Below are 24,603 nucleotides of genomic sequence, written 5' to 3' on the forward strand. Positions count from 1 at the left end.
AGCCCCTAGCCCCCACCCGCCGCGACTCCTACATGGCGGGGATGTCGTCCTACGGCCCTCCCGATCGATTCAACGAAGAACGCGCCACCTACACCGTCCGCGGGTCCGATACGCCGGATCTGGAGGCGGGGATCGCCGCGATCCGCAACGTGCTGAAGACGCTGCCGACCCGCTCCGGCGTCTATCGCATGCAGGATGCCAAGGGCGACGTCCTGTACGTCGGCAAGGCGCGCTCGCTGCGCCAGCGTGTCGCCAATTACACGCAGGTGAAGGGGCTGACCAAGCGGCTCCAGCGCATGATCGCGCAGACGCGGTCGATGACGATCGTCACCACCAACAACGAGGCGGAGGCGCTGCTGCTCGAGGCGCAGCTCATCAAGCGCTACCGCCCCGCGTACAACGTCCTGCTGCGCGACGATAAGTCGTTTCCGTTCATCCTGCTGCGCGGCGATCATGACTTTCCCCGCGTGCAGAAGCATCGCGGTGCGCGGCGCGCGGTCGGCAATTACTATGGCCCGTTCGCCAGCGCGGGCAGCGTCAACAACACGTTGAACGCGCTCCAGAAGCTCTTCCTGCTGCGCTCGTGCACCGACAGCTTCTTCAAGACGCGGGACCGTCCGTGCCTGCTCTACCAGATCAAGCGCTGCTCCGCCCCGTGCGTCGGCCGGGTGAGCAAGGACGACTATAAGGAACTGGTCGACGATTGCCGCGACTTCCTCGGCGGCAAGTCGACCAAGGTGCAGGCGAAGCTCGGCGCGCAGATGCAGGTGGCGGCGGAGAACATGGACTTCGAATTGGCCGCCTTGCTGCGCGACCGGCTGAAGGCGCTCACCTTCGTCCAGGGCACGCAGGCGATCAACGCGGAGGGGGTCGGCGACGCCGACGTGTTCGCGCTCGCCTGCAAGGACGGGACGATGGGCATTCAGGCGTTCTTCATCCGCGGCGGCCAGAATTGGGGCCATCGCAGCTTCTTCCCCCAGCATACCAACGAGGTGCCGGAGGACGAGGTGCTGGCGAGTTTCCTCACCCAATTCTACGAAGAGGTGCCGCCGCCCAAGACGATCCTGCTCGACCGCGAGTTGAACGAGGGCGCGCTGCTCGGCGAGGCGCTCGGCGAACGCGCGGGGTATAAGGTCGCCCTATCGGTGCCGCAGCGGGGCGATCGCCGCCGCATGATGGAGCAGACCAAGCGCAATGCGATCGAGGCGCTGGAACGGCGGCTGGCGGAAAGCACGACCCAAGCGAAGCTGCTGCGCGAGGTGGCGGACCTGTTCGACCTGCCCGAACCGCCCGACCGGATCGAGGTCTACGACAACAGCCATATCCAGGGGACCAACGCGCTGGGTGCGATGGTCGTCGCCGGGCCGGAGGGCTTCCGCAAGGGCCAGTATCGCAAGTTCAACATCAAGGGGAACGAGGCGGCGACCGACAGCGACGTCGGCATGATGCGCGAGGTGTTCCGCCGGCGCTTCGCGCGCGCGCAGGCCGAGGACCCCGATCGCGACGGCGGCGAATGGCCCGATCTGGTGCTGATCGACGGCGGCAAGCCACAGCTGAATGCAGCGAAGGCGGTGCTGGAGGATCTCGGCATCGAGGACGTGTGCATGGTCGGCGTCGCCAAGGGGCCGCACCACGGCCGCGAGGGGCGCGAGGTGTTCCACATGCTCGACGGGCGGGAATTCCAGCTGCCGGTCAACGCGCCGGTGCTGTTCTACCTCCAGCGGCTGCGCGACGAGGTCCACCGCTTCGCGATCGGCGCGCATCGCGACAAACGGTCGAAGGCGATCGGAGCGAGCCCGCTCGACGAGGTTCCCGGCATCGGCCCGGCGCGCAAGAAGGCGCTGCTGATGCATTTCGGCACGGGTCGCGCGGTGCGCAACGCCAGTCTGGAGGATCTGAAGAAAGCCCCCGGCGTGTCGGCGGGCGTCGCGCAACAGGTGTACGACTTCTACCACGCGCGCTGAACCCGCGCGGTTTCTCCATTGCCGCTGCACCGGGCCCCGTTAGACTGATCGCCACAACGGGGATGTTCGAGGCATGACGACGCGGCGGCTGGCGCTTTTGGCGCTATTCGGTTCCACGAGCTGGGCGGCGCAGGCCGCGGACAAGGTCGTCTACCAACCGGTGCCCGGCTGGGTGAAGCCGGCGCCGGCGATCGACCCGGCAAAGATCACGCCCGATTCGCCCGTCCTGCTGCTGCTCGACAACCAGCAGCGGCTGGAGGGGGGCGAGGTGTGGCAATATACCGACACCGCCACGCGCATCGCCTCGCCGGAGATGCTGGGGCAGGCCGGCACGGTGACGCTGCAATGGCAGCCGGCGGCGGGCGACCTGATCGTCCACCGTGCCGAGATCATCCGTGGCGCGGAGCATATCGACCTGCTGAAATCGGGGACGTCGTTCGACGTCCTGCGTCGCGAACAGCAACTGGAGCAGCGCACGCTCGACGGCATGCTGACCGCGACGATGGCGGTACAAGGGCTGCGCGTCGGCGACGTCCTTCATGTCACCTCGTCGATCACCCGCAAGGATCGCGTGCTTGCCGGCAAGGTGCAGGGATTCCAGCCACTGCCTGCCGCGCCGCTCAAGATCGGCTATGCCCGCGCCCGCTTGCTCTGGCCCGCCGCCGATGCGGTGAAGTGGAAGCTGTACCTCGACGCGCCCAAGCCGGTGGAGAGCGTCTCCGACGGCTATCGCGAGATCGCCGTCCCCCTGCCGCTCGCCAAGCAGCCCGATCTGCCGTCCGACATTCCGGCGCGGTTCCAGAAGCTCAACGTGCTGGAGGCGAGCAGCTTTCCCGACTGGGCGAGCGTCGCGAGCGTGATGGCCCCGCTCTACGCCACCGACGGGCTGATTGCGGCGGGCAGCCCGCTCGCCGCCGAACTGGCGAAGATCAAGGCCGCCTCGACCGATCCGATGCAGCGCACCGCGGCGGCACTGCAACTGGTGCAGGAACAGGTCCGCTACCTGTTCAACGGCATGGATCAGGGCAATTACAAGCCGCAGAGCCCGGCGCAGACCTGGGAATTGCGCTACGGTGACTGCAAGGCGAAGACGCTGATGCTGCTCGCGCTGCTGCGCGGGCTGGATATCGAGGCGGAGCCGGTGCTCGCCAACAGCAAGCTGGGCGATCTGGTGCCGGAACGGCTGCCGACGCCGGGTGCGTTCGACCATATCCTCGTCAAGGCGAACGTCGCGGGCGAGACCTTGTGGCTCGACGGCACCGACGCCGGCGCGCGGCTGGCCGACCTGCGCGATACGCCGAACTTCCGCTGGGTGCTGCCGGTGCGTGCCAGCGGCGCGACGCTGACCCGGATCACAATGCGCCCGCATGCGCGTCCGGACATCGAAACGGCGATCGACCTCGACGAGACGGCGGGCGTCGGCCTGCCCGCGCCGATGACCGCGACGATCACGCTGCGTGGTCGCGTCGCGCAGATGCTCCAGGCGGCGCAGGCGCAGGCGAGCAAGGACGACGTCAAGACGATGGCGTCGCGGATGAGCGACGGGCTGGTCGGCTCCGCCACCATCGTCGACCGCAAATTGTCCTACGACCCGGTCACCGGCACCGCCGCGGTCGCGATCACCGGTGTCGCCTACCCCGACTGGACCCGCACTGACCTGCGCTTCCGCAGCGTCATCGACAAGGTGATGGGCGAGATGAAGTTCGAGCCGGATCGCACCCGCACCACCTGGGCCGCGCTGCCGGTATCGACCGGCGACAGCGCCTATTATCGCGCGGTCACCCGCATCCACCTGCCCGACGGCGGCAAGGGCTATACGCTGGAGGGCGACCAGAGCTTCGCACGACCCATGGCGGGGGCGACGATCACCCGCGCGGTGCGCAACGAGGGCGGGGTGGTGACGCTCGACGACCGCACCGTCGGCATCGGCGACGAGGTGCCCGCCACCGAGATCGCCGCCAACCGCCGCGCCATCGCCGCGGCGAAGAACCGCCTGCTCAGCATCGTCGCGCCCGCCGACCTGCCGAGCCTCTACACCCGCGTCGCGGCGATGAAGCGCGTCGGCGCGGTCACGCGGATCGCCGCGCTCTACGATCGCGGCATCGCCGACGCCCCGGACGAGGCGGTCGGCTATACCAACCGCGCGTGGTTCTGGGAGCAGGTGTACGATCGGCCGAAAGCGATCGCCGACATCGGCCGCGCGCTCGCGATCACCCCGACGATCGACAGCTATACCTGGCGTGCGCGGCTGTTCCAGGAGAGCGGCGACCGCGACAAGGCGGTGGCCGATCTGGTCGCCGCGCAGGCGCTCGATTCGTCGTCTGACGATGTCGTCGAACGGCTGGCGATGCTGCGTGCCGACCGCGGCGAAAAGGATGCCGCGCTGGAGCTGATCCAGGAGCGGATCGACGCCGGCGGCAAGAGCAAGGCGGCGATGATCGCGCTCAAGGCGGAGGTGCTGGCGCGCACCGGCGACAAGGATGCGGCGATCGTCGCGATCGATCAGGCGGTGGCGGCGAGCCCCGGCAACCCGCGCCTGCTCAACAGCCGCTGCTGGATCAAGGGCACGATGAACGTCGCGCTCGACACCGCGCTGAAGGATTGCACGCGCTCGATCGAACTGAGCGATTCGACCGTCGCCGCGCTCGACAGCCGGGCGTTGGTGTTCTTCCGGATGAACCGGATGGAGGATGCGCTCGCCGATCTGACCGCGGCGCTCGACATCGATCCGGATATGGCGGCAAGCCTGTACATGCGCGGCGTGATCCTGGGCAGACAGGGCAAGCCGGAGGCGAAGGGCGACCTGATCGCCGCCCGCACCATCCGCCCGCGAATCGACGACGATTACAAGCGCTACGGCATCGTGCCTTAGGGGACGGGGCGATCCGCTAGCCATTTGTTCACGCCCGCGCGCTAACCAACACGCATGGCGACCCCCGTATTCTTCACCGTCGATACCGAATTCGCATGGCGTCATCACGCCGCCGGGCTCGATGTCGAGACGATCTATGCGCGCTCGCTGGAGCCGGCCGGCGTCGGGCTGAGCTATCAGCTCGACCAGCTCGCACGGCACGGGTTGAAGGCGTGCTTCTTCGTCGATCCGATGCCGGCGCTCGTCTTCGGTCTCGCGCCGGTGCAGCGCATGGTCGAAACCGTGCTGGCGGCCGGGCAGGAAGTGCAGTTGCACCTGCATCCCAATTGGACCGGCGCGCATGCCGGCGATCGCGCCGCGACCTACGGCCGGTTCCAGATGCACGAATATACGCTGGCCGAGCAGGTCGCGCTGCTGCGCGGGGCGACCGAATTGCTCGTCGCGGCGGGTGCGCCGCAGCCGATCGCCTTCCGCGCCGGGGGCTATGCCGCCAATGAAGACACGTTGCGCGCGCTGGGCGAACTCGGCTTCGTCTACGACAGCAGCCACAATGGCGCGGAGCCTGCGGAAAGCCGCACCGGCTTGTCGCCCGACACGATCGCCCCGGTCGCGCATCACCTGATCGAGGTGCCGGTGACGGTGATCGAGGACGCGCCCGGCATCTGGCGCACGTTCCAGCTGTGTGCGTTGTCCGGCGCCGAGGCGGCGGCGGCGCTCGACCATGCCGCGGCGGAGGGCCACGCGGCGGTGACGATCGTCAGCCATGGCTTCGAACTCGCCAACCGGCTGGGCACGCGCGCCAACGGTGTGCACGTCCGCCGGTTCGAGACCCTGTGCCGGTTGCTCGCCGATCGGGCGGACGTGCTGCCGACGATGCATTTCGCCGACCGGCCCACGCTGGCGTTGGGGCAGACCGATCGCCCGCTCGAAGCGAACGCGCTGCGTCGGCGGCTGCGACAGGCGGAACAGCTCTGGTCGAACTGGGTGTCGGAGCGTGCGGCATGACCGCGGTCGCGCTCAAGTTTCAGGTCGGCGCGCGCACGCTGGCCTCGGTCAAGCGCCGGCTGACCCGCGTCGCGCTGTCGCTGGACGACGTACTCGCCGGACAGGCGCCGGTGCTGCCAGAGGTGACCGGGGATGGCTATCTGGTCACCTCGCTGCCCGAAGCGCTGGCGGGGGAGGTGCAGGGGGGCGGGCTCATGTCGGTGGTGCGGCAGCGTTACACCCGCTTCTACACCGACCTGACGATCGGCCATGACGCATGGTTCGCCGGTCTGTCCGGCTCCGCGCGCTCGACGCTGAAGCGCAAGACCAAGAAGGCGGAGGCTGCCGGGCTGGAGGTGCGGGCCTATCGGACACCGGCCGAGTTCGAGGTCTTCCATCCGCTGGCGCGTGCGGTGTCCGCCAAGACCTATCAGGAACGCCTGCTCGATGCGGGCCTGCCGGAGGATGCGGGGTCGCTCGCCCATTTGCAGGCGCTCGCCGCCGCGGACGGGCTGCGCGCGTGGCTGCTGCTGATCGGCGGCGCACCGGCGGGCTATCTGTGCTGCACCGCGCAGGGGTCCGCGTTGCGCTACGACCATGTCGGGCACGATCCGGCGCTCAACGATCTGTCGCCTGGCACCGTGTTGCAGGCTGCGGCGATGCTGCAGCTGTTCGACGATCGCTTCGCCCGGTTCGATTTCACCGAGGGCGAGGGGCAGCACAAGCGGCTGTTCTCCACCGGCGGCGTGCCGTGCGTCGACCTGCTGTTGCTGCGCCCGACGCTGGCCAACCGCGCGACCTTGGCAGCGCTGGCGGCGTTCGATGGCGCGATGGCGCACGCGAAACAGGCGACCCGTCATCCCAGGCTGGCCGCGCTGGCGAAGCGCATAAGGCGCTGACCTCGATCCTCCGCGAACCGGGAGGACTTATCTGCGCCAGACCCCTATATTCTCCCCATGCACCTCAGCGCAGAAGCCATCGTTCTCGCCGTCCGCGCGCATGGCGAACATGGCGCGGTGGTGCGGGCGCTTACCCGCAGCGACGGCGTGCAGCCCGGTTATGTCCGTGGCGGGCGATCGCGGCAGATGCGCCCCATCCTGCAACCCGCCAACGCCATCGCCGGCGAATGGCGCGCGCGCACCGGCGAACAGCTCGCCGCACTGACGATCGAGCCGCTGCACAGTCGCGCGGCGCTGCATGGCGAGCCGCTGCCCGCCGCCGCGCTGGCGTGGGTGACCGCGTTGACCGCGACCGCCTTGCCGGAGGCGCAGCCTTATCCCCGATTGTACGACGCGCTGGGCGGTGTGCTCGATGCGATCGAGGCGGCACCCGCGGCGCGCGGTTGGGCGAGTGCAATGGTCCGATACGAACTGCTGCTGCTTGCCGAACTCGGTTTCGGACTGGACCTCAGCGCCTGCGTCGTCACAGGTGGACAGGACGATCTCGCCTTCGTCAGCCCGCGCAGCGGCGGGGCGGTATGTCGCGGCGCGGCGCACGGCTATGAAGAACGGCTGTTCGCACTCCCTCCTTTCCTGACGAACGGTGGTGCTGCGGAATGGCCCGACATCGTCGCGGGACTGGCGATCACCGGCCATTTCCTCGCCCGGGACCTGCTGGTCGAACGTCGTGCCGATCCGCTGATCGCGCGCGAACGGCTCGTGGCGATGCTGAAAAGGGCGGTTGCGTGAGGCGCTGACGCGCGGCAAGGCAGCGGCCATGGCAATGATCGCACTCCTGCCGGGCGACGGCATCGGCCCCGAAGTCATCCAGCAGGCCAGGCGCGTGCTCGACGCGCTCGATCTCGACCTGACGTATGAACACGCGCTCGTCGGCGGCGTAGCCTATCACGCCACGGGTCATCCGTTGCCGGAGGCGACGCTGGATGTCGCACGGCGTGCCAATGCGCTGCTGTTCGGTGCGGTCGGTGATCCGGGCTGCGACAACCTCGAACGCGCGCTGCGGCCGGAACAGGCGATCCTCGGCCTGCGCAAGCACCTCACGCTGTTCTCCAACCTGCGCCCCGCAACCCTGTTCGAGGGCTTGGAGGATGCGTCCGCGCTAAAGCCGGAGATCGCGCGCCAGATCGACCTCGTCATCGTCCGCGAGCTGAACGGCGATGTCTATTTCGGCGAAAAAGGCCGCCGTACGACCGCAGACGGCCTGCGCGAAGGCTATGACATCATGAGCTACGACGAAGCCGAAGTGCGCCGCATCGCGCGCGTCGGGTTCGAGACGGCGCGCCGTCGCAAGGGCAACCTGTGTTCGGTGGACAAGGCGAACGTGCTCGACACCTCGCAATTGTGGCGCGACGTGGTGATCGAGGTGTCGGCCGATTATCCCGACGTGACGCTCACCCATATGTACGTCGACAATGCCGCGATGCAGCTGGTGCGCAATCCCGGCCAGTTCGACGTCATCGTCACCGGCAACCTGTTCGGCGACATCCTGTCCGATCAGGCATCGATGTGCGCCGGGTCGATCGGCATGCTGCCCTCCGCCAGCCTCGATGGCGCGGGCAAGGGGCTGTACGAGCCGATCCACGGCTCCGCGCCCGACATCGCGGGGCAGTGCAAGGCCAACCCCTGCGCCGCGATCCTGTCCGCCGCGATGATGCTGCGACATTCGCTGGGGCAGCCGGAAGTCGCCGACCGGATCGAGGCGGCGGTGGCCCGCGCGATCCGCGACGGCGCCCGCACGGCGGATCTCGGCGGCACGATGACCACCTCCGCGATGGGGGATGCGGTGCTCGCAGTCCTGTGAGCGCACTGTTGGAGATCGCGGTCGTCATCCCGACCTTCAACGAAAAGGCGAACGTCCCCACGCTGATCGCCAAGCTGGATCAGGCACTGGCGGGGCGGCGCTGGGAAGCGATCTTCGTCGACGACGACAGTCCCGACGGCACGGCAGAGGCGGCGCGCGAACTGGGCCGACTCGATTCGCGCGTTCGGGTGATCCACCGCATCGGCCGCCGCGGCCTGTCGTCCGCGTGTATCGAGGGGATGTGCGCGACCGCCGCACCGGTGGTGGCGGTGATCGACGGCGACCTCCAGCATGACGAGCGCCTGCTGCCGCAGATGCTCGACCTGCTTCAGCGCGATGCCGCTCTCGACCTCGTCGTCGGCTCGCGCTTCGTCGATGGCGGCGGGACGGGGGACTGGGATCGCGATCGCGTCGCCAAGTCGGCGTTCGCCACGAAGCTGTCGCGCAAGGTGCTGAAGGGCGACCTCAGCGATCCGATGAGCGGCTTCTTCGCGATCCGTACCGACCACGCCCGCCGGCTTGCCCCGGAATTGTCGGCGATCGGCTTCAAGATCCTGCTCGACCTGATGACGGCGAGCTCCGTCGCGCTGCGCTTCGCGGAACTGCCCTATACCTTCCGGGTGCGGACCGAAGGCGAGTCGAAGCTCGATCACGTCGTCGCGATGGAATATCTGATCGCGTTGTACGACCGGATGTTCGGCCGCTTCGTGCCGGTGCGGTTCGCGATGTTCTCCGGGATCGGCGTGCTCGGCGTCGGCGTGCATATGGGTGTGCTGGGGCTGGCGATGCTGCTCGGCGCGAGCTTCCTGCCGGCGCAGATCATGGGCGCGGTGGCGGCGATGACCTTCAACTTCCTGCTGAACAACGCGCTGACCTATCGCGATCGACGTCTGAAAGGGATGCGGCAGTTGCTCGACGGCTGGGTGTCGTTCTGCGTGGTCTGTTCGGTCGGGCTGGTCGCCAATGTCGGCATCGCCGCCTTCGTTCATGACGCCCGCGACGGCGGGGCCGCGGCATCGGCGTTGATCGGCATATTGGTGGGTGCGGTGTGGAATTACGCGCTGTCGTCGAAGTTCGTCTGGGGCCGCTATTAGATCCAGCTCTTCAGCCACATCCAGCCGTGGAACGATCCCGGTCCCTTCAGCGCCACGGCGCCGAGGATGGGGTAGAAGTGGATGAACAGCACGCCGGTCAGCGCCAGAAACGCTTCGTCCCAATAGCGCAACCGTGCCCGCCAGTGGTCGAACGCCGCCGCGATGGCGATGGCGAGCCAGATGCTCGACAGATAGTAATAATAGAAGAACCCGAGCGATTTGGGGATGATCGCCCACATCGCGACGCTGCCGATCCACAGCAGCGCGATGCCGCCAGCTTTGGCGTTGCCGCTGCGGACCCACGCGGCGAAGCAGGCGAGCACCGCGATCAGCCCGCCCCACATCACCGCCGGATTGCCAATCATCAGCACCCCGCGCTGCGCGCCATCGGCAAACTCATACAGATACCATATGGGCCGCCAGTCGAACGGCCATGTCCACCACGCCGACTGATAGGTGTGCGGTGGCAGCACCTGCGTCTGCCGATGATACATGTCGATCTGGAACGGCAGCAGCGTGCGCCAGGTCAGCGGTTGGTCGGCATAGAGGAACGCCGGCCAGAAAGTCGCCAGATACGCGAGTGCCACACCGCCGCCGAGTAGCACCAGTGCGGCCAACGGATGCAGCCCCGGCCAAAGAGCAGGTCGTCGCCAGCGCGCGATCAGGTAGGTCAGGCCGGCAAAACCGACATAGGGCAGCGCCGTCCATTTGGTCCCGACCGCCAGACCCAGCAGTACGCTGCCGAGCAGCCATCGCCACCACCCGCCCGCGCGCATAGCCCACAACAATGCGGCCAGCCCGGTGAAGACGAAGGCGGCCATGAACCCGTCGAGCATCGCCGTGCGCGCCTGCACGAAAACGGTGAAGTTGAGCGCCGTCAGCACCGCCCCTACGCTCGCCGTCCGCACCCGCCCGAACAGCAGCCACAGGATCGCGAACACGCCCATCACCACCGCGCTCGCCGCGACCGTGGAGAGCGCCCGCCAGCCGAGCGCATTGTCGCCGAACAGCGTCATGCCCAGCGCGATCAAGGTTTTGCCGAGCAGTGGATGTTCGATGTTCACCGGCCCGGCGAGGCTGCGCAGCATGCGCGCGGCGGGTACGTAGTGCACCTCGTCGAACACCAGCACGTGCGGCGTCGTGAGCCGCCAGCAGAAGAGCAGTTGCGCGAGCAGGCCGATGCCGAACGCGGCGGGAAGGGGACGGGAGAGGAACGCGCGCACAGGCTGCTTTGTCTGCGGGATGCTGTAGATTGGCAAGCCGATCGCGTCGTTTCACCATCACCGTCATCCCGGTACTCGCCGGGATGACGGAGGAGGGGGTATGCATCACCTCGCTATCGCCTCATGCCCCGGAGGAGTTAGGCACCAACGCTTGCACCCCCCGCCCGCGTCCGGCAAAGCGGCGCGCATGAAGCGCAAGGCAGGCCAGGACCCCTCGATCACCTCGCAATGGCGTCCCGCGACGCTGGCTGTCCGCGGCGGCACCGCCCGCAGCGAATATGGCGAGACCAGCGAGGCGTTGTTCCTCACCTCCGGCTATACCTACGACAAGGCGTCCGATGCGGCGGCGCGCTTCGCGGGCGAGCAGGAGGGAATGACCTATTCCCGCCTGCAGAACCCGACGGTCGAGATGCTGGAAAAGCGGATCGCGCTGCTCGAAGGCGCAGAGGCGTGCCGGACGATGGCGACCGGGATGGCGGCGATGACCGCGGTGCTGCTGTGCCAGTTGCAGGCGGGCGATCACCTCGTCGGCGGGCGCGCGGCGTTCGGGTCTTGCCGCTGGCTGACCGATACGCTGCTGCCCAGGTTCGGCATCGCCACGACGATCGTCGATGCGCGCGACCCGCAGCAATTCCTCGACGCAGTGCGGCCGGAGACCAAGGTCTTCTTCTTCGAAACGCCGGCCAATCCGACGATGGATGTCGTCGATCTGCGCGCGGTGTGCGCCATCGCGCGCGAACGCGGCATCACGACGGTGGTCGACAATGCCTTCGCGACGCCGGCTTTGCAGCGTCCGATGGACCTTGGCGCGGACGTCACCGCCTATAGCGCGACCAAGATGATGGACGGACAGGGCCGCGTGCTCGCCGGCGCGGTGTGCGGGACCGAGGATTTCATCACCAACACATTGCTGCCCTTCACCCGCAATACCGGCCCGACGCTGTCGCCCTTCAATGCCTGGGTGGTGCTGAAGGGGCTGGAGACGCTTGATCTGCGTATCACCCGCCAGTCGGAGAATGCGCTGAAGGTCGGTCGTTTCCTTGAAGCCCGTGTGCCGAAGATCCTGCACCCGGGCCTGCCGAGCCACCCGCAGCACGAGCTGGCGATGAGCCAGATGGTCGCGACCGGCCCGATCTTCGCGTTCGAGGTCGCCGATCGCGCGCAGGCGCACGGCCTGCTCGACGCGCTCGCGCTGGTCGACATCAGCAACAACATCGGCGACTCGCGTTCGCTGATGACGCATCCGGCGTCGACCACCCACGCCAGTGTCGCCGAGGACAAGCGGATCGAAATGGGCATCGGCGAGGGCATGTTGCGCCTCAACGTCGGGCTCGAGGATGCGCAGGACGTAATCGACGACCTCGATCAGGCGTTGCGGCAGGTCGGCCTGTGAGTACCGGGGCATGAAGGAGTTCTTTCCGCACGCCGAAACCACTGATGGGGTGACCGTACGGGTGGCGGTGAGCTACCTGCCCGAACAATCCGAACCGCGTCGCGGGCGCTGGTTCTGGGCCTATCATATCCGGATCGAGAACCATTCCGAGCGCACCGTCCAGCTGCTGACCCGTCACTGGGTCATCACCGATGGCCGAGGTGCGCGCCATTCGGTCGAAGGGGAGGGCGTCGTTGGCGAGCAGCCGCTGATCGCACCCGGTGCGAGTTTCGACTATGTGTCGGGCTGTCCGTTGCAGACACCGAGCGGGGCGATGCAGGGCAGCTATCGGCTGATCGATGAGGATGGCGCGGCATTCGACGCGGCGATCCCCAAATTCGCGCTGTTCGCGCCGTCGGTTGATTCGTGAAGCGGACGCACCTGCCGCTGAATGGGCTGCGTGTGCTCGACGCGGCGGCGCGGCACCTGAGCTTCACCCGTGCCGCGGACGAGTTGGCGGTGACGCCGGCGGCGGTCGGGCAGCAGATCCGCGCGCTGGAGGATACGTTGGGCGTCGTCCTCTTCCGTCGCACCACGCGCGGACTGGAATTGACGCCGGAGGCTGAGGCGGGACTTGGCCCGTTGCGCGACGGCTTCCTGCAATTCGAAGAGGCCGTGCGGGCGATGCAGGCGGGCCAGTCGTCCAAGTCGCTGACCATCGCCGCGCCGCGCGACCTGACCGAGAAATGGCTGATGCCGCGGCTGGCCGAGGTTGCGCAGCGGGACGGCGAACTGCGTTTCGTACTGCTGTCCTCCGACGATGCGATCGATTTCACCGAAGCCAATCTCGATCTCGCGATCCGCTGGGGTGAGGGGCCGGGCGAGCATGAGGGTGAGGCACTCGAATCGGACGGCATGGTGACGATCGCCGCGCCGCATGCCGGTGACGCGGTGATCGGCTGGCCCGGCTGTCCGGGGGGTGAGGGCGGCGCGCTGGTCCGGGTCGCGGATGCCGGTCTGGCGATCGATGCGGCCGTCGCGGGGCTTGGCCGCGCAACGGTGCCCGAACTGCTCGCGGCGCATGCGATCGCTGCCGGCATCGTCGTGGTGATCGGCGATCCGCAGCCGTCGCGGTTCGGTTATTGGTTGGTCGCGCCGCTGCCGCAATGGCGGCAGGCAAAGGTACGGGCGCTGGTCGACGCGCTGACCGCGTGAGCGCACCGTTAACAACCGCGCGACTGACGCTGCGGCCGAGGGTTCCCGACGATGCAGACGCCCTGTTCGCGGCGATGGCGGACGCCGACGTCATGCGCTGGTGGTCGCGTGCGCCGTTCGCGACGGTAGACGAGCTGCAAGCATATTTCTCGGGCGTACAATGTGCCTGGACGGTGACGCGCACCGGCGACGATCGCGCGATCGGCTTCGTATCGGTGATGCGCCGACGTGAGGGGGTATGCGAGATCGGCTATCTATTCGCGCGCGAAACATGGGGCTGCGGGATCGCGTACGAGGCGGTGTCGGCGGTGATCGCGGATCTGTTCGCTGCGGGCGAGCGGCGCATATTCGCGGATACCGATCCCGACAATATTGGCTCGATCCGCTTGCTGGAGCGGCTTGGCTTCCTTTTCGAAGGCAGGCTGCGCGCCGAGTGGGAAACGCATATCGGCGTGCGCGACACGTTGATCTACGGGCTTTTAAACCCCTGCTAGGTCTTCTTTCGTTTCGAGGGGGGGGGGCGTTAGTCGGCGGTGGGTGATACTTCTTCACATGCTGTGAACTCTTAGCTTACCTCCCCTCCGTCATCAGCGTCAGCGCGCGCGTCACCAGCGGCAGGAATTTCGCTTCGTCCACCGCCGCATCTGGCCGATGCCAGCTGCCGCTCACCGCATACCAGCGACCGGCCTTTGTCCGGGCCAGCAGGTTCAATGCAATCACGCCCGGTTCCGACCCGCCTTTGAACCCCACATAGTCGAATCGCGCGGCCGTCACCGGATCGACGCCGTGGTTGATCGACAGGATGCCACGCACGATCGGCCCGGCCTCCTTCAGCGCCGCCAGCAGCCGCGCCATGTCGCGAGGGCGCGCGAACCATTCGACGCTATCGTTCGCCAGCGGCCCGGCGGAGAACATCATCGGATCGAGTGCCGTCCCGGCGATCCGCGACGCCTGCGCCGCCAGAAGCGCACGACGCTGCGCTGCATCGCCTTTGCTCCAGTCCGCGACCAGCGCGGGATCGCTCTTGATGACGAACGCCTCGCGCGTGGTCAGCACCGGGCCGATTGCACCGAATGTCGCCGCCGTCGCATCGACCCGATCCCGACCCAGCAGCGTCAGCAGCGTATCCGTCGCGGTGTTGTCGCTGATCGAGATCATGAGCGTCGCCAGCGTCTGCACCGTCACCGGCGATCCCGCCGGCCAGCTCTGCAACACGCCCGACGGCAGCGACGGTGTGCCGACCGGCACCACCTGATCCCAGCGCAGCGTTCCCGCCGCGACCTGTCGCGCCGCCTCTGCCAGCACCCATAATTTGAATGCCGATCCAAGCGGGCCGGGACCATCGCCCCGGGTTTCGAACACCGGCGCCAGGGTGGAGCCATCCAGTGCATAGACGCCGATCTGCGCCGTTCCCGGCAGCGCCGCGACCTCCGCCTGCACCCTGGCCGCACTATCGTCGCGTGGGGCGGTTCCGGTGATGAGCAATCCGGCAATCGCATGCGGCGCGGCGGGATCCAGCGTGATGCGCCCGGTCGCGGTCCCCCGGTCGTAGCCGATGACGATGGTTGCTGACCAACGGCCGATTGGCTCGAACCGTTCGATCCCGCGCGGCTCGCCCAGAGTGGTGCGAAGCTGCTGCGTCAACGGACCGAACCGCGCCTCCGGCACGGCCCGCTTGAATGAATCGGCGAACAGCGTGGCATAGCCGGGCTTGCCCGCAAGCACGGGGATCAGCGCATCGGCGCGCGATCGCACGGCCGGGTCGACGGCGATTGCTGGGGCGGCGTCGGCGGCATTCAACGGGGGCGCCGACTGCGCGGCGACAGCGACCGGAGCCAGGATCGCCATCGCCATTCCCAACGCGGCGATTAGTTTTTGAGCTTCCATCCTTTGCGCAGCAGCAGATAGCATGTGACCCCCAGCACGATGTCCACCGCGAGGATCGCGATGCTCCCGACCATGATCGGCGAATCGGCGGTGCCGAGGAAGCCGTATCGAAATCCCGAAATGATATAGAAGAACGGGTTGGCGTGGCTGAATGCACGGAAGGCGGGGGCAAGGCGGTCGACGGAGTAGAAAGTGCCGGACAACAACGACAGCGGCGCGATCACGAAGTTAGTTACCGCGGCGGCATGGTCAAATTTCTCCGCCCAGATCGATGTCAGCACACCCAGGAACGACAGGAACGCCGCACCGAGGAACCCGAACCACAGGATCGCGACCGGATGCACCGGCGTGACGTGGACGCCGGGGTACAGTGCCATCGCGCACCAGCAGATGAAGCCGACGATGAACGCCCGCGTCATTGCGCCGCCGACCAGCGCCGCCAGCAATTCCGCCGTCGATAAAGGCGGTTGCAGGTAATCGACGATCGTCCCCTGAATTTTGCCGACCAGCAGCGAGAAGCTGGCATTGGCGAAGGCGGGACCCATCATACCCTGGCTGATGATAAGGCCAGGGGCGATGAAATCGGCGAAGGGAACGACGATGCCACCGACATGGACCGGGCTTTTCGCGCCGGTCGCGATGGTGAAGACGATCAGAAACAGCAATGTCGTGATCGCCGGCGCCCATACGGTCTGGAGGTGGACCTTGAAGAACCGGCGCACCTCCTTCACATAGAGGGTCTTCAGGCCGCCCCAGTTGACGTTCCGGATCACCGGCACGCCGGGGGCTGACCGGATCGCCGATTGGATTTCGCCGATTGGGGGCTGGCTGCTCATGGGCTCAGCGGGTAACCGCAGCCGCAGCCGCCCGCAACCCGGCGCGAGAGTAAGGAAGACAAGAATGTCGTGGACCGACGAGCGGATCGAAACGCTCAAGACGATGTGGGAGGCGGGACAGACCGCCAGCCAGATCGCCGAGGCGCTGGGTGGCGTCAGCCGCAATGCGGTGATCGGCAAGGCGCATCGCCTCGACCTGCAATCGCGCCCGTCGCCGGTGAAGCCGAACGAGCCGGCCGCGCCCGTGGCAGTGGCCGCCGAACCGGAACCTGCGGTCGCCGCGCCACCACCGCCGCCGCCTGCGCCCCCGGCGCGCCCCGAACCGGCTCCCGTGCCCGAACCGGTGGCTGCCGAGGTCGAGGAAGACGACGAGGATGAGGAGGAAGAGGTCGTTGCGGCACCCGCGCCGGTGCGCGAACCGCAGCCGATCCTGCGGTCCGTCGGTCCGGGCGGTTTCGTCCGCCAGTCACCCGGCGAACAACAGCCGCCCTCCACGCCCGCCCCACCGCGCCGGCTGGTGCCCGCCAAGCCATCGGCCGAGATCGCCGGCAAGACGACCTTGCTCGATCTCAACGACCGCATCTGCAAATGGCCGCTTGGTCATCCCGGCGAGCCGGACTTCCACTTCTGCGGAGACAAGGTGAACCCTGGCTTCCCCTATTGCGTCGCGCATTGCGGCCACGCCTATCAGGCGCAGCTGCCCCGCCGCGACCGGCGCCCCCCGCCGCCGCTGCCGTTCGGCGGCCCGCGCGTACGCTGAGCTGCGTCGGACGTCAGGGGCGTTTCCTGTGACGGCTATTTGATGAGGCCGCTTCCCGCGTGGGAGGCGGCCTTTTTTTTGTTGCTGTGCCGGTAAGCATATGGGCCGGGAAGGTTAGGATAGATCGACCCCATCCGCCTCCGTTCGCCACGAAAAAGGGGTCAGCCCCCTCATGGAAGCTGACCCCTTTCATCATCATACCGAGTCGCCGATCGTAACCGAAGCGACGCCGGTTAGGCCTACACCGCCCAGTTCAGCTTCGCTGATCCGGGCGGTCCTGTGCCTTAGAAGCGGAACGCCGCCGTCGCGCGCAGCGAGTGCCAGCGGAACTTGTCGTCGGAACGACGGAAGTCCGTCGTCGCGCCGCCGGCCGGCAGAATAAACGGGTTGTTCGCCGCTGCCGTACCCTGCGACACGCGCACGCGGGCGTCGTCGTCCTGATACTGGTGGTAGGTGTATTCCATGCCGATCGAGAAGTTTTCGCCGAGCTTCTGCTCGACGCCGCCGCCACCGACGATACCGAACTGCTTGCGCTTGCCGAACTGTGCGAAGCTGTTCGCGGTGTTGGTCGAGGTGAAGCTGCGATCGATGTTCGCATAGCCGGGGCCGAACGTGCCGTAGAACAGCGTCGTACCGGCCGCATAGCCTGCGCGGGCGCGAATGCTCGCTTCCCACTTCACGTCGCGCGTCATCACGTAGTTTGCGGGCGTGGTCGAGAAGGCGCTGACGCTATCGGTGATTTCGGTTTTGCCGAATTCACCCAGTGCACCGACGACGATGTTGCCACGCTGCGTATCGAAGCCGACGCGACCATAATAGGACCAGCCGTCCTTGTCGTTGCGGCAGCTGCCCGGCAGCGGCGTCGCGCCGACCGCGCGGCCGTTGCAGAAGCCCGGCGAGAACGCATTGGCGCCTGCTGCGGTCGACACGGTGTCGCCGAAGCTGCCGTTCGAACCACGATCGAACAGGATCGACGAACCGACGTCGTTCGGCTGAACGTCGTAGCCGCCCGATGCGCCGACGTAGATGCCGCTGAACGGCGCACGATCGGTGGTGTCCTGAGCCTGGGCGGCGGTGGCGAAAGTAGCGGCGGCGACGGCGCCGATAAGCAGGATGTTACGCATGGTCTCTCCCGAGGGGGTGTTGCAGTCGGTCGAGGAACGTCCTTGGCGGCCTTAATATGCATCTATGCTGATGATTTGCCGCAACTGTGGCTTTCAGGCATCACCCGGGACATGGTGTAGCAACATCCGCGGTGGTCTGGCGCTGGCATCCTCGCGGATGTTCCCTTATGGTTCCATCGATGGCCCAAGACCTGTTCGCGTCCCCCGCGGCGCCCGCCAATGCTTATGACGCGTCGTCGATCGAGGTGCTGGAGGGGCTCGAACCCGTCCGCCGCCGTCCTGGCATGTACGTCGGCGGTACCGACGAGCGCGCGCTGCACCACCTTGCCGCCGAAGTGCTCGACAATGCGATGGACGAAGCCGTCGCGGGGCACGCGACCCGGATCGAGGTGACGCTGGAACCCGGCAACCGCCTGACCATCGTCGACAACGGCCGCGGCATCCCGGTCGATCCGCACCCGAAGTTCCCCGACAAGAGCGCGCTGGAGGTGATCCTGTCGACGCTCCACTCCGGCGGCAAGTTCGCGGGCAAGGCCTATGCGACCAGCGGCGGCCTGCATGGCGTCGGCGTGTCGGTGGTCAATGCGCTGTCGTCGGACACGCTGGTCGAGGTCGCGCGCGATCGCCAGCTCTACCGTCAGCGCTTCAGCCGCGGCCTGACGCAGGGGCCGCTGGAGCATGTCGGCGCGGCACCCAACCGCCGCGGCACCTCCGTGGCCTTCACCCCCGACACCGAGATATTCGGCCCCGAACTCGCCTTCAAGCCGAAGCGCCTCTACCAGCTTGCCCGGTCGAAGGCGTATCTGTTCGCCGGGGTCGAGATCCGCTGGCGCTGTTCGCCCAAGCTGGTCGAGGGCACGGACACGCCGCCCGAAGCGGTCTTCCAGTTCCCCGGCGGCCTCGCCGATCACCTCAAGGAACAGATCGGCGGGCGCGAATGCGCGACGGCCGACTTCTTCGCGGGCAATCAGGATTTTCCCAACGAACAGGGCCGCGTCGAATGGGCGGTCGCCTGGCCACTGTGGAGCGACGGCAGTTACAGCTGGTATTGCAACACCATCCCGACCCCCGATGGCGGCACCCACGAACAGGGTCTGCGTCAGGCTCTGGTCCGCGGCCTGCGTGCATTTGGCGAACTGGTCCACCAGAAGAAGGCGAAGGATATCACTGCCGACGACGTCATGGTCGGCAGCGAGTTGATGCTCAGCGTCTTCATCCGGGAGCCGCAATTCCAGAGCCAGACCAAGGATCGTTTGACCAGCCCCGAAGCCGCCAGTCTCGTGGAAAAGGCGGTGCGCGATCATTTCGACCATTGGCTCGGCCACAACATGGACCGCGGCAAGGCGCTGCTCGGCTACGTTCTCGACCGGATGGACGAGCGCCTGCGCCGCAAGCAGGAACGCGAGGTCAAGCGCAAAACCGCGACCAGCGCGCGCAAACTGCGCCTGCCGGGCAAGCTGACGGACTGTGCCAACGACGGCAACGAAGGTACCGAGCTGTTCATCGTCGAGGGTGACTCGGCAGGGGGCTCGGCGAAGCAGGCGCGTGACCGCAAGACGCAGGCGATCCTGCCGATCCGCGGCAAGATACTCAACGTCGCCAGCGCGACCAGCGCGAAGATCGTCGCCAATCAGGAGATCGCCGACCTGATCCAGGCGCTGGGCTGCGGCACCCGCAAGGATTGCGATGCCAGCCAGCTCCGCTACGAACGAGTCGTCATCATGACGGACGCCGACGTCGACGGCGCGCACATCGCGACGCTGCTGATGACCTTCTTCTTCCAGGAAATGCCCGACCTCGTGCGTCGCGGGCATCTCTACCTCGCGCAACCGCCGCTCTACCGCCTGACGGTCGGCGCCAAATCCCTCTACGCCCGCGACGACGCGCATCGCGCCGAACTGGAACGCACCGCGTTCAAGGGCAAGAAGGTCGAGGTGTCACGCTTCAAGGGCCTCGGTGAGATGAACCCGGGCCAGCTGCGCGAAACGACGATGGACCCCAAGACCCGCGGCATGATTCGCATCACCTTGCCGCAGGAATATGAAGAACGCGCCGGCGTAAAGGACTTGGTCGATCGTCTGATGGGTAACAACCCCGCCCATCGCTTTGCATTCATACAGGAAAATGCAGCGCGTCTGGATGAAGAGGCGATCGACGCCTGAGGGATCGACGCTGCGCTATAGTCGTGGCATGCTTCCGTATCGCGGAGGTGATCTGAGCATGATCCTATTGGCATTATCGCTTCAGGCTGTCGCCGCCCCTTCGGTCGCGATGGTGTCGGAAAAGCGGGACATCGTCGTCATCGGTACGCCACTTAAAGACAGCGAACGATACTGGCAGGCATGCCGCAAACGCCATTGCCCGCCTGACGAAGAGATCAAGGCGGCGCTCATCCATGGCGAGAATCTGTTCGTCGCGGGTGACTACCGTCAATCCCGGGCTGTGCTGAACGCGACGATCGCGAACACGCGTGGCAGCGAAGCCCGCTTTCCGGTAGCCGTCAGCGATCTTCGTCGTGCCGAAGCGCGCGTCGCGACGCATATGGGAGAAACCGACGACGTGCGGCGGGGAATGGTCGCATCGCGCGACGCCCTGAAGGCGGGATTGGGCGCCAAGGATCAGCGCACCCTCGCCCAACGACTGCAAATCGGCGACAGCATGATGCTGGAGGGGCCGCAGTCGATGTCGTCGGGTCCCAACATGTTTTACAACGACTATCGCCTCGGTGCGCTCCGTGCCTACGAGTCGGTTGCGCGCGATGCCGAACAGCTTGATCTGCCGGAGATTCGCGGGCGCGCGATGATTCGTGTCGCATCCTTGCTCACGGTTCTCGCCGCCGGCAACCCGTCGGCGTATGAAACCCGGGCGCGGGCAGCGTTACGTCGGATCACGGACACGACCGACCCCAGACTTGCCGTGTTCCGCGACGCCGCGGTCCTGCTCGGGGGCAGGATGGACATTGCGCGGGGCGATCCGGGCGCGGTGGATCGGCTCGTCGCATCGTACAAAGGTCCGCCGAGCGATCGACCCGTCCTGCTGTACGCGCCACCAATCGACTGGAACGCCAGCCATGACCGGACGGCCGCCGCAGCTGGTGTCATCGCCGCGAGTGGGACGGGGCATACCGATGCCGGGCATGCCGACGAATGGATCGACGTCACGTTCGTCGTGCGGCCCGACGGCCGCGTCGAGGATGTGGAGATGCTGCGCGAAAGCGGTAACCGGCGATCGGACTGGGTCGGACCGGTGTTGCAGCAGATCGCCGGGCGTCGCTACGCACCCCTGATGGTAGAAACCGGTGCACCCGGGCAGATGCGGGTCGAGCGTCATACCTATACGGCGAGCTGGGGTGGTGGAACGGGAAGCCGGATTCGCAAACAGGTCGGCAAGCCGCGGGTGGTCGTCCTCGACCTGACTGCCGAGCAATCTGCGGGCCCGCCCGTGACGCGACCCGTTCCGGCAACCGCGTCCGGTGTCGCTCCGCGCGGATAATGGCAAGCCTGTCGACCTGCGCCATATCCCGATCATGCGGAATATGGCGGCCGGCGGACCCAGGGTCGGCAACCCTTACTTGACCACGAAGGTCACGCCTGCGGTTTCCCAGTCGGCGCGGGTCTGGCAGATCGTTTCCGGCATCTCGCGCGTGGCGGTCTTGCCCAGCGTCGTCTTGGGCATGCAGAGGCGGCCGGCGGGGTCCTGAGCGGCCTTGGCGGTCAGCGTGATCTTCGCCGGGCCCTTGGTGCGCGCGAGGGCAGGTGCGGCCACGCCCGTAGCGATCAGCCCGGCAGTGGCGATCAGGGCAACGGAGCGGCGCAGCGATGTCGAATGGGTCATGGGTTATCCTTCTCGGTAATTCGGCGAGACGTTTTCGCCTCGTACCCGGTGCACTGCATTACCCATGCCAAACACTAAAACCCGATGAAAACAGCAGGTTAGTGCCACGGCTGTCACGCCGCTGTCGTATCCCCCCGCCGTGGGTTGGTGAAATCCGCCAAGGACTGGCGAGCTTTCGTCGATACGGTCGTGCGTCATCACGTGTGATGGAGTTGACCCGTCACGCGTGCGGCTCGTATGCAGGAACGGGCGGTCTTTCGAAGGCCGCCCTTTCTCGTTTGGAGAAGAGGAGACCTCTCGTGACCATTACGCCGCTCATGCCCGTCTATCCACGGTGCGGTGTGCGTCCGGTCCGAGGCGAGGGGTGCTATCTGATTGCCGAAGACGGCACGCGCTACCTCGACATGGCGGCCGGCATCGCGGTCAATGCGCTGGGTCATGGCCACCCGCATCTGGTCAGGGCGATCGCCGAACAGGCTGCGACGCTGATGCACGTGTCGAACCTCTACGGCAGTCCGCAGGGCGAAGCGCTGGCCGAGCGGATCGTCGCTAACAGCTTCGCCGACACCGTGTTCTTTACCAATTCAGGCGCCGAAGCGGTCGAATGCGCGATCAAGACGGCACGCCGCTTCCATTATGCCGAGGGCAATCCGCAGCGGCACAAGATCATCACCTTCAACAACGCCTTTCACGGGCGGACGATGGGGGCGATCTCGGCGACCAACCAGCCGAAGATGCGTGACGGGTTCGAGCCGCTGCTGCCCGGATTCGCCTATGCGGCCTTCAACGATCTGGAGGCGGCGCTCGCGTTGATCGACGACGAGACCGCGGGGTTCATGGTCGAGACCATCCAGGGCGAGGGCGGCGTGTCGGTCGGCACGCCGGAATTCATCACCGGCCTGCGCAAAGCGTGCGACGAGCACGGCCTGCTGCTGATTCTCGACGAGGTGCAATGCGGGTACGGACGCACCGGCAAGATGTGGGCGTACGAACATTATGGCATCGAACCCGACATCATGTCGGTGGCCAAGGGGATCGGCGGCGGCTTCCCGCTCGGCGCGTGTCTCGCCACCGAACATGCCGCCAAGGGCATGGTGATCGGCACGCACGGATCGACCTATGGTGGCAATCCGTTGGCAATGGCGGCGGGGCAGGCGGTGCTCGACGTGATGCTGGCCGATGGCTTCCTCGCCAACGTCGAGGCGATGGGCGAGCGGTTGCGCGGGGCGTTGGAGCAGATGATCCCGAACCATGATCATGTGTTCGAAGGCGTCCGCGGCAAGGGGCTGATGCTCGGCCTCAAGTTGAAGGCGGGTGTGGAGCCGCGCGAATTCGTGGCGCATGCGCGTGACAACCATCAGTTGCTGCTGGTCGCGGCGGGCGAGAACGTCGTGCGTATGCTGCCGCCGCTGGTGATTGAGGACGCGCACGTCGCGGAATGCGTCGACAAACTGAGCGCCGCTGCCCGCGTGTTCGTGCCGGCTAGCGACGACTAAAGATCATGCTTCCCCCGCGAGGGGGAGGTGGCAGCCGCAGGCTGACGGAGGGGGAGGTAAGCGGTGAGTTCGGTGTTTTCGGAAACGCCCCCTCCACCAGCTTCGCTGGTCCCCCTCCCCCGCTTCGCGAGGGAGGATTTAATATGCGCCATTTCCTGAACCTGTCGGATGCCGGCGCCGATGGCGTCGCCGCGATGCTCGCCGATGCAATCGACCGCAAGGCCGCCCGCAGGGGCCTCCCCAAAGGCCGCGCCGATGCCGACGCGCCGCTCGCCGGCCATGTGTTGGCGATGGTGTTCGAAAAGAACTCCACCCGCACCCGCGTCAGCTTCGACATGGCGATCCGCCAGCTCGGCGGCACGTCGATTGTCATGGACGCCGGCTCGATGCAACTCGGCCGCGGCGAGAGTGTCGCCGACACCGCGCGTGTCCTGTCGGGCTATGTCGATGCGATCATGATCCGCACAGACGATCACGCCAAGGTCGAGGATATGGCGCGCTATGCCAGCGTCCCCGTCATCAACGGCCTGACCGATTTCTCGCATCCCTGCCAGATCATGGCGGACCTTCAGACCATTCTGGAGGACGGCAAGGCGCTGCCCGGCCTCAAGGTCGCGTGGCTCGGTGACGGCAACAACGTGCTAGCCTCGCTGATGGAGGCGGCTGGGCTGATGCAGTTCGACGTCGTCGCCGCCTGTCCGCAGGGTTTCGCTCCGCCCGAGCAAGACATCGCGCTGGGGCAGGGCCGCGCCCGCGTCGTCTCCAGCCCGCAGGAAGCGGTCGCAGGTGCCGACGTCATCGTCACCGATACGTGGATTTCAATGGGGCAGGCGCATGCGGACACCAAGCTCGCCGCGATGATGCCCTATCAAGTCGACGAGGCGCTGATGGCGCATGCCAAGCCCGATGCGCGCTTCCTCCACTGCCTGCCCGCGCATCGCGGCGAAGAGGTCGTGGACGCTGTGATCGACGGCCCCCAGTCGCTGATCTGGGCGGAGGCGGAGAACCGGCTGCACGCGCAGAAGGCGGTGCTGCGCTGGGTGTTCGGGCAGATCTAAGGTCTCGCACTCATCCTTACCCAGCGCCGGCTACCGCCGTCTCCCTCTCCCGCCGGGAGAGGGAAGGGGCCCGCCGCGTTAACGGTGGGAAGGGTGAGGGCGACCCAAACTTGACCCCCACCAC

General features: G+C 66.9%; 21 protein-coding genes. 16 read left to right on the forward strand and 5 right to left on the reverse strand.

Going from position 1 to position 24,603, the window contains the following annotated elements; genetic code table 11:
* The first annotated feature begins 41 nt into the window (after nucleotides 1-41).
* The 7 genes from uvrC to NF699_16540 all read left to right on the forward strand — a co-directional run bounded on the left by uvrC (nucleotide 42) and on the right by NF699_16540 (nucleotide 9,674).
* The gene (uvrC, locus tag NF699_16510; GenBank protein ID USU04622.1) at nucleotides 42-1,964 is read left to right on the forward strand and encodes an excinuclease ABC subunit UvrC; all 1,923 of its coding nucleotides are present in this window, start codon (nucleotides 42-44) and stop codon (nucleotides 1,962-1,964) included.
* 73 nt (nucleotides 1,965-2,037) lie between these two features.
* Nucleotides 2,038-4,836 (forward strand): DUF3857 domain-containing protein, encoded by a 2,799-nt coding sequence (locus NF699_16515; protein ID USU04623.1) that lies wholly within the window; start codon nucleotides 2,038-2,040, stop codon nucleotides 4,834-4,836.
* A gap of 54 nt (nucleotides 4,837-4,890) precedes the next feature.
* Complete coding sequence (locus NF699_16520) at nucleotides 4,891-5,841, forward strand: polysaccharide deacetylase (GenBank protein USU04624.1); 951 nt, start codon at nucleotides 4,891-4,893, stop codon at nucleotides 5,839-5,841.
* Nucleotides 5,838-6,719 carry a GNAT family N-acetyltransferase gene (locus NF699_16525; protein USU04625.1) on the forward strand — a complete coding sequence of 294 codons (882 nt, stop codon included), beginning with the start codon at nucleotides 5,838-5,840 and terminating at the stop codon, nucleotides 6,717-6,719. The genes NF699_16520 and NF699_16525 overlap by 4 nt, the downstream gene beginning before the upstream one ends.
* 57 nt (nucleotides 6,720-6,776) lie before the next feature.
* Nucleotides 6,777-7,508: a DNA repair protein RecO gene (gene recO, locus NF699_16530; GenBank protein USU04626.1), complete on the forward strand. Its 732-nt coding sequence runs from the start codon at nucleotides 6,777-6,779 to the stop codon at nucleotides 7,506-7,508.
* Nucleotides 7,509-7,542: 34 nt separating this feature from the next.
* Nucleotides 7,543-8,580 (forward strand): 3-isopropylmalate dehydrogenase, encoded by a 1,038-nt coding sequence (leuB, locus tag NF699_16535; protein USU07128.1) that lies wholly within the window; start codon nucleotides 7,543-7,545, stop codon nucleotides 8,578-8,580.
* Complete coding sequence (locus NF699_16540; protein USU04627.1) at nucleotides 8,577-9,674, forward strand: glycosyltransferase family 2 protein; 1,098 nt, start codon at nucleotides 8,577-8,579, stop codon at nucleotides 9,672-9,674. Before leuB ends, NF699_16540 begins: the two co-directional genes overlap by 4 nt.
* Here NF699_16540 and NF699_16545 read toward each other — a convergent pair.
* Nucleotides 9,671-10,897, reverse strand: a complete 1,227-nt coding sequence (locus NF699_16545) for a phospholipid carrier-dependent glycosyltransferase (GenBank protein ID USU07129.1) — start codon at nucleotides 10,895-10,897, stop codon at nucleotides 9,671-9,673. The genes NF699_16540 and NF699_16545 overlap by 4 nt on opposite strands.
* 187 nt (nucleotides 10,898-11,084) lie before the next feature.
* On the opposite strand from NF699_16545, the gene NF699_16550 reads away from it, so the two are divergent.
* Genes NF699_16550 through NF699_16565 form a run of 4 tightly spaced genes read left to right on the forward strand, consistent with a single transcriptional unit; the run spans nucleotide 11,085 to nucleotide 13,978 of the window.
* On the forward strand, nucleotides 11,085-12,290 hold the full coding sequence (locus NF699_16550) for an aminotransferase class I/II-fold pyridoxal phosphate-dependent enzyme (protein USU04628.1): 1,206 nt from the start codon (nucleotides 11,085-11,087) through the stop codon (nucleotides 12,288-12,290).
* 10 nt (nucleotides 12,291-12,300) lie between these two features.
* A complete protein-coding gene (apaG, locus tag NF699_16555) occupies nucleotides 12,301-12,699 on the forward strand; it encodes a Co2+/Mg2+ efflux protein ApaG (GenBank protein USU04629.1) in 399 nt (132 codons plus the stop codon).
* The gene (locus tag NF699_16560; protein ID USU04630.1) at nucleotides 12,696-13,484 is read left to right on the forward strand and encodes a LysR family transcriptional regulator; all 789 of its coding nucleotides are present in this window, start codon (nucleotides 12,696-12,698) and stop codon (nucleotides 13,482-13,484) included. Before apaG ends, NF699_16560 begins: the two co-directional genes overlap by 4 nt.
* A complete protein-coding gene (locus NF699_16565; GenBank protein ID USU04631.1) occupies nucleotides 13,481-13,978 on the forward strand; it encodes a GNAT family N-acetyltransferase in 498 nt (165 codons plus the stop codon). The genes NF699_16560 and NF699_16565 overlap by 4 nt, the downstream gene beginning before the upstream one ends.
* Before the next feature lie 76 nt (nucleotides 13,979-14,054).
* On the opposite strand, the gene NF699_16570 is transcribed toward NF699_16565, so the two are convergent.
* Together NF699_16570 and NF699_16575 are read right to left on the reverse strand one after the other, a co-directional pair.
* Nucleotides 14,055-15,332, reverse strand: coding sequence for a serine hydrolase (locus NF699_16570; protein ID USU04632.1), 1,278 nt, complete (start codon nucleotides 15,330-15,332; stop codon nucleotides 14,055-14,057).
* A 20-nt stretch (nucleotides 15,333-15,352) separates the two neighbouring features.
* On the reverse strand, nucleotides 15,353-16,207 hold the full coding sequence (locus NF699_16575; GenBank protein ID USU04633.1) for an ABC transporter permease: 855 nt from the start codon (nucleotides 16,205-16,207) through the stop codon (nucleotides 15,353-15,355).
* A gap of 64 nt (nucleotides 16,208-16,271) precedes the next feature.
* Between NF699_16575 and NF699_16580 the strand changes: the two genes are divergently transcribed.
* On the forward strand, nucleotides 16,272-16,967 hold the full coding sequence (locus NF699_16580; GenBank protein ID USU04634.1) for a GcrA family cell cycle regulator: 696 nt from the start codon (nucleotides 16,272-16,274) through the stop codon (nucleotides 16,965-16,967).
* A gap of 284 nt (nucleotides 16,968-17,251) precedes the next feature.
* On the opposite strand, the gene NF699_16585 is transcribed toward NF699_16580, so the two are convergent.
* On the reverse strand, nucleotides 17,252-18,091 hold the full coding sequence (locus NF699_16585; protein USU04635.1) for an outer membrane beta-barrel protein: 840 nt from the start codon (nucleotides 18,089-18,091) through the stop codon (nucleotides 17,252-17,254).
* Nucleotides 18,092-18,270: 179 nt separating this feature from the next.
* On the opposite strand from NF699_16585, the gene parE reads away from it, so the two are divergent.
* Entirely contained in the window at nucleotides 18,271-20,253 is a 1,983-nt protein-coding gene (gene parE / locus NF699_16590) for a DNA topoisomerase IV subunit B (GenBank protein ID USU04636.1), read from the forward strand.
* Between the two features lie 58 nt (nucleotides 20,254-20,311).
* Complete coding sequence (locus tag NF699_16595) at nucleotides 20,312-21,583, forward strand: hypothetical protein (protein USU04637.1); 1,272 nt, start codon at nucleotides 20,312-20,314, stop codon at nucleotides 21,581-21,583.
* Between the two features lie 75 nt (nucleotides 21,584-21,658).
* Here NF699_16595 and NF699_16600 read toward each other — a convergent pair whose 3' ends face one another.
* Entirely contained in the window at nucleotides 21,659-21,925 is a 267-nt protein-coding gene (locus tag NF699_16600; protein USU04638.1) for a hypothetical protein, read from the reverse strand.
* 299 nt (nucleotides 21,926-22,224) lie between these two features.
* Between NF699_16600 and NF699_16605 the strand changes: the two genes are divergently transcribed.
* Both NF699_16605 and argF read left to right on the forward strand, forming a co-directional pair.
* Nucleotides 22,225-23,421, forward strand: a complete 1,197-nt coding sequence (locus tag NF699_16605; protein ID USU04639.1) for an aspartate aminotransferase family protein — start codon at nucleotides 22,225-22,227, stop codon at nucleotides 23,419-23,421.
* Between the two features lie 143 nt (nucleotides 23,422-23,564).
* Nucleotides 23,565-24,479, forward strand: a complete 915-nt coding sequence (argF, locus tag NF699_16610) for an ornithine carbamoyltransferase (protein USU04640.1) — start codon at nucleotides 23,565-23,567, stop codon at nucleotides 24,477-24,479.
* The last annotated feature ends 124 nt before the right edge of the window (nucleotides 24,480-24,603 follow it).

Source organism: Sphingomonadaceae bacterium OTU29LAMAA1 (assembly GCA_024072375.1).
Classification (GTDB): Bacteria; Pseudomonadota; Alphaproteobacteria; order Sphingomonadales; family Sphingomonadaceae; genus Sphingomonas.

Excerpts from the sequence above, each read along its gene's own strand:
- NF699_16520 (USU04624.1), top strand. The coding sequence starts at position 4,891 with ATGGCGACCCCCGTATTCTTCACCGTCGATACCGAATTCGCATGGCGT.
- NF699_16575 (USU04633.1), bottom strand. The coding sequence starts at position 16,207 with ATGAGCAGCCAGCCCCCAATCGGCGAAATCCAATCGGCGATCCGGTCA.
- parE (USU04636.1), top strand. The coding sequence starts at position 18,271 with ATGGCCCAAGACCTGTTCGCGTCCCCCGCGGCGCCCGCCAATGCTTAT.
- NF699_16580 (USU04634.1), top strand. The coding sequence starts at position 16,272 with ATGTCGTGGACCGACGAGCGGATCGAAACGCTCAAGACGATGTGGGAG.
- NF699_16585 (USU04635.1), bottom strand. The coding sequence starts at position 18,091 with ATGCGTAACATCCTGCTTATCGGCGCCGTCGCCGCCGCTACTTTCGCC.
- NF699_16515 (USU04623.1), top strand. The coding sequence starts at position 2,038 with ATGACGACGCGGCGGCTGGCGCTTTTGGCGCTATTCGGTTCCACGAGC.
- NF699_16550 (USU04628.1), top strand. The coding sequence starts at position 11,085 with ATGAAGCGCAAGGCAGGCCAGGACCCCTCGATCACCTCGCAATGGCGT.
- leuB (USU07128.1), top strand. The coding sequence starts at position 7,543 with ATGATCGCACTCCTGCCGGGCGACGGCATCGGCCCCGAAGTCATCCAG.
- recO (USU04626.1), top strand. The coding sequence starts at position 6,777 with ATGCACCTCAGCGCAGAAGCCATCGTTCTCGCCGTCCGCGCGCATGGC.
- argF (USU04640.1), top strand. The coding sequence starts at position 23,565 with ATGCGCCATTTCCTGAACCTGTCGGATGCCGGCGCCGATGGCGTCGCC.
- NF699_16600 (USU04638.1), bottom strand. The coding sequence starts at position 21,925 with ATGACCCATTCGACATCGCTGCGCCGCTCCGTTGCCCTGATCGCCACT.
- apaG (USU04629.1), top strand. The coding sequence starts at position 12,301 with ATGAAGGAGTTCTTTCCGCACGCCGAAACCACTGATGGGGTGACCGTA.
- NF699_16525 (USU04625.1), top strand. The coding sequence starts at position 5,838 with ATGACCGCGGTCGCGCTCAAGTTTCAGGTCGGCGCGCGCACGCTGGCC.
- NF699_16570 (USU04632.1), bottom strand. The coding sequence starts at position 15,332 with ATGGCGATCCTGGCTCCGGTCGCTGTCGCCGCGCAGTCGGCGCCCCCG.
- uvrC (USU04622.1), top strand. The coding sequence starts at position 42 with ATGTCGTCCTACGGCCCTCCCGATCGATTCAACGAAGAACGCGCCACC.
- NF699_16595 (USU04637.1), top strand. The coding sequence starts at position 20,312 with ATGATCCTATTGGCATTATCGCTTCAGGCTGTCGCCGCCCCTTCGGTC.